At 42.0% G+C, this 7,537-nt stretch carries 6 protein-coding genes; 4 read left to right on the forward strand and 2 right to left on the reverse strand.

All coding sequences use genetic code 11. The features are described from left to right. Nucleotides 1-12 precede the first annotated feature (12 nt). The 3 genes from V7K30_RS18890 (at nt 13) to V7K30_RS18900 (ending at nt 3,450) form a co-directional block, all read left to right on the forward strand. The gene (locus tag V7K30_RS18890) at nt 13-861 is read left to right on the forward strand and encodes a prohibitin family protein (protein WP_335001808.1); all 849 of its coding nucleotides are present in this window, start codon (nt 13-15) and stop codon (nt 859-861) included. Between the two features lie 175 nt (nt 862-1,036). Next, the gene (locus V7K30_RS18895; RefSeq protein WP_335001810.1) at nt 1,037-1,453 is read left to right on the forward strand and encodes a DUF1824 family protein; all 417 of its coding nucleotides are present in this window, start codon (nt 1,037-1,039) and stop codon (nt 1,451-1,453) included. A 71-nt stretch (nt 1,454-1,524) separates the two neighbouring features. Further along, on the forward strand, nt 1,525-3,450 hold the full coding sequence (locus V7K30_RS18900) for an ABC-F family ATP-binding cassette domain-containing protein (protein ID WP_335001822.1): 1,926 nt from the start codon (nt 1,525-1,527) through the stop codon (nt 3,448-3,450). A 248-nt stretch (nt 3,451-3,698) separates the two neighbouring features. Here the strand turns inward: V7K30_RS18900 and V7K30_RS18905 are convergent, their stop codons facing one another. Then, nucleotides 3,699-4,313, reverse strand: coding sequence for a hypothetical protein (locus V7K30_RS18905; RefSeq protein ID WP_335001812.1), 615 nt, complete (start codon nt 4,311-4,313; stop codon nt 3,699-3,701). Between the two features lie 184 nt (nt 4,314-4,497). Then, entirely contained in the window at nt 4,498-4,725 is a 228-nt protein-coding gene (locus V7K30_RS18910) for a hypothetical protein (protein WP_335001814.1), read from the reverse strand. Nucleotides 4,726-4,898: 173 nt separating this feature from the next. Between V7K30_RS18910 and V7K30_RS18915 the strand changes: the two genes are divergently transcribed. Next, nucleotides 4,899-7,537 (forward strand): NB-ARC domain-containing protein (locus tag V7K30_RS18915; protein ID WP_335001816.1); only part of this gene is annotated, 2,639 nt, incomplete at its 3' end.

Here is a 7,537-nt window from a genome sequence, read left to right on the forward strand (position 1 = left end):
GGAGAGAGGAATTTGAAAAATCAGCAATTGGGAAATTGGCAAACCACAGTTTTAGGAATTGTGTTAGTAATACTAGTGATTTTCGGATTAAATTCCTTTATCATTATTAACCCAGGACAAGCAGGAGTTATCAGCATCTTGGGTAAAGCGAGAGATGGCGCTTTATTGGAAGGGATTCACGTGAAACCGCCTTTTATCTCAGTGATAGATGTGTATGATTTGACAGTGCAAAAATTTGAAGTGCCAGCGGAAAGTTCTACTAAGGATTTGCAAAATTTATCTGCGAGATTTGCAATCAACTTTCGCCTCGATGCCGTGAAGGTAGTTGAAGTTAGAAGGAAACAAGGAACCTTAGAAAATATTGTATCGAAAATTATTGCACCTCAGACACAAGAAGCATTTAAAATTGCCGCAGCCAGAAGAACAGTAGAAGAGGCAATTACTAAAAGAAGTGAATTAAAAGAAGACTTTGATCAAGCACTAGGCGATCGCTTAGACAAATATGGGATAATTGTGTTAGATACTAGCGTAGTTGATTTAGCGTTCTCACCAGAATTTGCCAAAGCAGTGGAAGAAAAACAAATTGCTGAACAGCGGGCGCAAAGAGCCGTTTATGTAGCACGGGAAGCTGAACAAGAAGCACAAGCAGATGTGAATCGCGCCAAAGGTAAGGCAGAATCTCAAAGACTCTTAGCAGAGACACTCAAAGCCCAAGGAGGACAGCTGGTTCTACAAAAAGAAGCAATTGAAGCTTGGAAGAGTGGCGGCGCTCAGATGCCTAAAGTCCTCGTTATGGGTGGTGACTCAAAAAGCGGTGTCCCCTTCATATTCAACCTTGGGAATGTTCAAAATCAACCGTAAAAGGGATTGGGGACTGGGTAAACTTTCAATTACCAATTACTAATCCAATTCCAAATACCCAATCCCCAATATAAAAAAAATCGAAAATCCCAAATTGAAAATCCAAAATAGTATAAGTTGGGCTAGTCCCAACTCAAACACAACAGAAAAATCAACAAGATCATCATCAAAGTTTATGTCAACCCCCAATTCTCACAATCTCACCGCTGAAGAAGCGAAAAAATTACTGAATAAATTCAACTGTTTAGACATTGCGCCTATCCTCAAGCCATCAGAAAAAGCAGTAATTCGTAATGCCTTAATTTTGCTCACCAAGCTTGCTGATTATCAAATTCTAGGAATTTGTGCTGATACAGCAGAAGAAGGAATACTGGCCATGATGACCTATTCTCTGGCTTTGGGTTATGAACCACCAGACAATTTACTTACACCTGAAGGGCCAGTTTATATCAAATTAAATGGTAAAAATGGCTTGTGTTATCTCGATTCTTATGCTGGACATCACCGTGGTGTATTAGTGTCTTGCCAGTCTTACCACGAAGACGGAATCAACGAAATGTATGGACATCTCCCCTTGGATTTATTTGTATAGAATTCGGACAATGTAGGTAGGGTATGTGCCTTACCTACTAACTAATGAGCAATGAAAAATTACTAGATATTATGAGTATTATTACACTACAGTCAGTTAAAAAAGACTTTGGCATCAAAGAAGTTTTAAAAGATGCTAGCTTTAGCCTCGATGCTACCGATAAAGTTGGCTTAATTGGTACTAACGGTTCAGGGAAATCAACCCTATTAAAAATGATTGCCGGGTTAGAATCGATTGATAGCGGTCAGATTTTAGTCAACTCTGGTTCTAAAATTATCTACTTATCCCAGCAGCCAGATTTAGATGAAAATCACACAGTTTTAGAGCAAGTTTTCGCTGACAGTGGCGAACATATGGCTTTGGTGCGGGAGTATGAAGAACTTTCCGATAAATTAGCTCACTATCCAGATGATAGCCAACTGATGTCTCGCCTTTCTGTGGTGATGCAACGGATGGATACAAATGGTGCTTGGGAACTAGAAACTAATGCTAAAATCATCCTCACAAAATTAGGAATTTCTGACTTTGATGCCAAGATAGGCACTTTGTCTGGAGGCTATCGCAAGCGCATTGCTTTAGCATCAGCATTGCTAGCAGAACCCGATGTTTTGCTCATGGATGAGCCGACAAACCATCTTGATGCTCTTTCTGTAGAATGGTTACAAAGTTATTTAAATCGCTATCGCGGCGCACTTTTTCTCATCACCCACGATCGCTACTTTTTGGATCGCGTTACTAATAGAATCATTGAAATTGACCGAGGCGACATTTACACCTACACAGGTAACTATTCATATTACCTGGAAAAGAAAGCCTTAGCTGAAGAATCTGCCGTAAGTAGTCAACGTAAACATCAAGGCTTGTTGCGGCGCGAGTTGGAATGGCTCAAAAAAGGGCCGAAAGCCAGAAGTACAAAACAAAAAGCTAGAATTGACCGCGCTCATGCTCTGCGGGATACTGAGTTTAAACAAGTTCAGGGTAAAGTTGATATTTCTACAGTTGGTCGTCGCATTGGCAAAAAAGTTATTGAATTAGATAACATTTCTAAAGCTTATGATGGACGTACCCTGATTAATAATTTCACCTACGAATTTAGTCCAGAAGACCGCATTGGCATCATCGGCGCTAACGGTGCTGGGAAATCCACCTTAATGGATATTATTACTGGTCAGATTAAGCCAGATTCTGGGATTGCAGAAATTGGTACTACAATTCACATCGGTTATTTTGACCAGCATTCTGAAGAATTGCTCACAGCCTTAAACGAAAATCAGCGCGTGATTGACTACATCAAAGAAGAAGGTGAATTTATCAAAATTACCGATGGGACTCAAATTACTGCTTCCCAAATGTTGGAGCGGTTTTTGTTTCCTGGTAATCAGCAGTATGCCCCAATTAATAAACTTTCGGGTGGTGAAAAACGCCGTTTATTTCTGTTGCGGGTTTTGATGAGTGCGCCCAATGTCTTGATTTTAGATGAACCGACAAATGATTTAGATGTACAAACCTTGGCGGTACTAGAAGATTATTTAGAGGATTTTGTCGGGTGTGTAATCGTAGTTTCTCACGATCGCTACTTTCTCGATCGCACCATCGACACAGTATTTTCCTTTGAGGAAGGCGGTAATCTCCGGCAATATCCAGGTAATTACTCGATTTATCTGGACTTTAAGAAGGCTGAAGAGGCACAGCAACAAGCTGCTAATACTAAGGAGAAGGGCAAAAATACTGAAGCCCAAAATGGTGCATCTTCACCCAAAGATGTAGAGAATACAAAGCGACGGAGGTTATCCAATTGGGAAAAAAAAGAATTTCAGCAGTTGGAAGGTAAAATTGCCCAGTTAGAGGCTGAGAAGGCAGAAACCGAGAAAACACTAGCGAATGTCTCACCGGGGAATTATAGCCAAGTGCAAAAACTCTACGATCATGTGGAAAAGCTCAAGCACGCGATCGATGTGGCGACTGAACGCTGGTTAGAATTGGCTGAGATGGAGTAGTAGAAAATGTTTGTGTAGTATTGAGCGAATAGAATTCGCCCGGTGCAAGATGTCGTGTCCGCTTGATTACTTACTAAACCCGCAGAACCCCACCCCGCCAAAGCTACGCTTTATCTCCCCTCCCGAAGAGCGGGGAGGGGATTAAGGGGAGCCAGTGCGGTCTTGGGGTCTCCCCAAGTGGAGCATCTGGCGTGTGGGGTGCAATGACTATGGAAATCATAACTAATTACCCAGACATGATGTGAAGTCTAATTGCTCAATATCCCAACTAAAATATGAGTTAATTCAGTTAATTCTTCAGGAACCCGATATAATTTTAGGTCTTCCGTTATCTGTTTTTCCTGACGGTTGTATATTGCAAATCGCCAATCTTCACCAGTAGTTACTGCACCATAAAGACTTGGCAATTCTGAATTTATCCACTGATCGAGTGCAATCAACTCAACTGCTAATTGTGTAAATCCTCTACTTAAATCAGCTTGTTTAGCTTCAATTACTAACAATCCCTTACCTTTATCAATATAGTAATCTAAGCTGCCTTTTAGCTGGTCACTTACATTAATGGGATATTCAATATTCAATTGGGTTTGGGCAATTTCGCAAACTTCTAGTAATATCGGTGCAATAATTGCTTGCTTGCGTGCATCCTCACTAAGTAGCTTAACACGTCGGAGATTACGTTCAATGACTCGATGTAATTCTGCAATTATCTCAAGAGGAAATTCTGTTTTTGGTAATTGCAATCGTTCGCGTTTATAAGAACAGCCAAGTTCAGCAAGAATATCTTCTGGGGAAAACGGAAGTTCAAAATATTTGCTGAATGTATAGCTTTGACCAGGTTGAATAATTGGGGGACGACTCATACAGCAGTTTTAGTGTGGATGGCATACACTACTCTATGATTATTCTTAACAGAACTGTATTGAACAATAAGAGATTTTAATTAAAAAAATATCCAACGTAGGGTGCATTGTCGCAAAGCGCAACGCACCATTTGAATATCTATTGCGGTGCGTTACAGCGTTTCGCCTAACACACCCTACCATTTCATTTTTTACTTTTAAGCTTTGAAGAATCGTTCTTCTCTCTTTTATCCTGCAAGCTGCGAATTTTAACCAGCACTGGAATATATTGTTGAATCATCCAGGTTAACGCCTCAAGGGTTGAGTTACCTTGGTCAATTCGGCTTTTAGCTTGTAGACCAATTAAGAATAGTTGCATTGCCAGCAATAAAGCAATGGTTTTACTGAGAATATTTTGACGCTTGCCTTGCATTTATTTATCTCCCAAAGAGTTGTTTGTATAGATACAGGTTCTCTTTGGGGTTGTGTCCCTATGCAAATACCCTAATCTTGCTGAAAATGCTTTAGAATCTGGATTACATGAGTTTGGGGTGGTAGTTTCAATTTGGGGTAGCCCTAAACTTCTTACTCAATTTTTTAAATGCAATGCCACGACAAACTTATGGCCCTGAACCGAAAAAGCGAGTCAAGCGTGTGCTAGAGGCGTTGCTTTGTTTTGCTGATGGGGAATTTGAGGACGGTAACTTTAAAATTGAGTACGACTGGAAAGAAGAAGAAAGCGCTAACCCTAAGCTGACTGTGCAGACTACGTTAGTCACGTTGGAGTTGCTGACGCAAAAAGACAAACATTCTGGCAAGTTAACTAAAGAGCAAATTCGAGAAGCGCTGAATTTGCTGAAGGATTTCTTGAAGATTCTGGAAGATTGCCGTATCCACACTCAAGGTTCTGAAGACTGGCACTTTACACTCAAGCTATGGTCAAGGGATAGAGAAAAAAACCTCAAACGGTTTGATGAGGGATGGGAAAATAACAGACCAAAAAAATCGAAAGCAGAAAACCCCTCTCCAAACCTCTTCCCCACAGGGAGAGAGGCTTTGAATTTTCCCCCTTCCCTCGTAGGGAAGGGGGTTAGGGGGTTAGGTCACGCAAACATATTTCAAGCGCCACCTTTACCTACACACTTTGTAGAACGCCCAGAGTACAGCGATGATTTAAAGACTCGTCTCCTCAACGGTTCATCGTCTGATAGTCGCACTTTGGTAATTACTGCGATTCACGGCTTGGGTTCTGTGGGCAAATCGACTTTAGCGACGGCTTTAGCCCATGATGCAGAAGTACAATCTCGTTTTTGTAATGGCATTCTTTGGGCAACATTAGGTCAAGACCCCAATGTGCTTTCTTTAATTAGTGGCTGGGTGCAAGCACTAGGAGACTATAGCTTTAAACCTACGAGTGTAGAAGCAACTTCTTGCCATCTGCGGACTATGCTTTATGACAAAGCTGTGTTGCTGGTGGTGGATGACGCGTGGGATACAAAACATGCACAAGCGTTTAATATTGGCGGGGTGCGGTGTCAGGTTTTAGTAACTACTCGTGAAGGAGCGATCGCTGACGCATTAGGAGCCAGCACCTACAGTCTGGATATAATGACAGCATCTCAAGCAATGGAATTGCTGACAAACAAGTTAGGACGGGAGATTACAGGTAAAGAACATGAGTCAGCAGAAAATTTAGCTAAAGGCGTTGGTTATCTCCCCCTAGCATTGGAACTTGCAGCAGCAACAATTGCAGATGGTACAACTTGGACAGTGTTGTTAGGAGATATTAAACAAGAAATTGCTCGGTTAAAAACCTTGGATAGACCAGGAGCAAATGATATTACTGATGAAGCAAGTTTAAAACGCCTCAGCTTAACTGCATCTTTGAATTTGAGCATCAAGCGATTGGCACAAGAGGACAAAAAATACTTTACTTGGTTAGGGGTCTTACCTGAAGATGTAACTATTAATCCCAAAATGACGGCAACACTTTGGGATATTGCAGATGAGCGCGATGCCTCTGATTCATTGAAAGATTTACAAAGTAAAGCCCTATTATTACCTGGTGTTCCTCTTGCTGATGGTACGCGTACCTATCGCTTACATGACTTATTCCACGACTTAGCACGAAACTTGTTAACTGCTCCCCCACAGCCGCGCCGGGGTGATTTACCAGGACTAAGTATTTCCCTTGTCAAGGCTCACGTCGCTTTGTTAGAAAAATATCGGCAAAAGACTCAAAAAAACTTTTGGCATACCCTGCCTAATGATGGTTACATTCATCAAAATTTAGTTTGGCATTTAGAGAAAGCTGAACAAGTAGAAGAAATTCACCAGTTATTGCGGGAAGAGTCGCAGACAGGAAGCAATGGCTGGTTTGAAGCGCGAGAAAAATTAAGACAAGCTGGGGGTTACATAACAGATATTTCTCGTGCTTGGGAATTAGCTGAGGCGAATTGGACTGAATCAACTTTGCCCCAAGTTGTAGGTTTGCAGTGTCGCTATGCTTTGATTAGTGCATCTCTGAATAGTTTGGCAGCTAATGTACCAGTAAATTTATTGCTTGCCTTGGTCAAAAGCAAGAAGTGGACTCCCGAACAAGGACTAGCTTACGCCCTGCAAAATCCAAAGCCACAGGAGAAAGTCAACTCGCTGACACAACTAGTTAACTATTTGCCACCAAATCTTCAAGAATTAGCACTGCAAAAAGCTCTTGCTGCTGCCAGGACGATTCAGTCTGAGTATTCTCGTGCCGATGCCTTGAGTGCCTTAGCTGAGAAACTGCCAGAAGTTTTGCCAGAAGCCCTTGCTGCTGCCACGGCAATTCAGGATAAGTATTATCGTGCCAATGCCTTGAGTGCCTTAGCTGAGAAACTGCCACCAGAGTTATTGCCAGAAGCCCTTGCTGCTGCCAGGGCAATTCAGGATGAGAATTATCGTGCCAATGCCTTGAGTGCCTTAGCAGAGAAACTGCCAGAAGTTTTGCCAGAAGCCCTTGCTGCTGCCAGGGCAATTCAGGATGAGAATTATCGTGCCAATGCCTTGAGTGCCTTAGCAGAGAAACTGCCAGAAGTTTTGCCAGAAGCCCTTGCTGCTGCCAGGACAATTCAGGATGAGAATTATCGTGCCAATGCCTTAAGTGCCTTAGCTGAGAAACTGCCAGAAGTTTTGCCAGAAGCCCTTGCTGCTGCCAGGACAATTCAGGATGAGAATTATCGTGCCAATGCCTTAAGTGCCTTAGCTGA

Origin of the sequence: Nostoc sp. (assembly GCF_036917655.1) — a bacterium.
In the GTDB taxonomy this organism is placed as follows: domain Bacteria; phylum Cyanobacteriota; class Cyanobacteriia; order Cyanobacteriales; family Nostocaceae; genus Nostoc.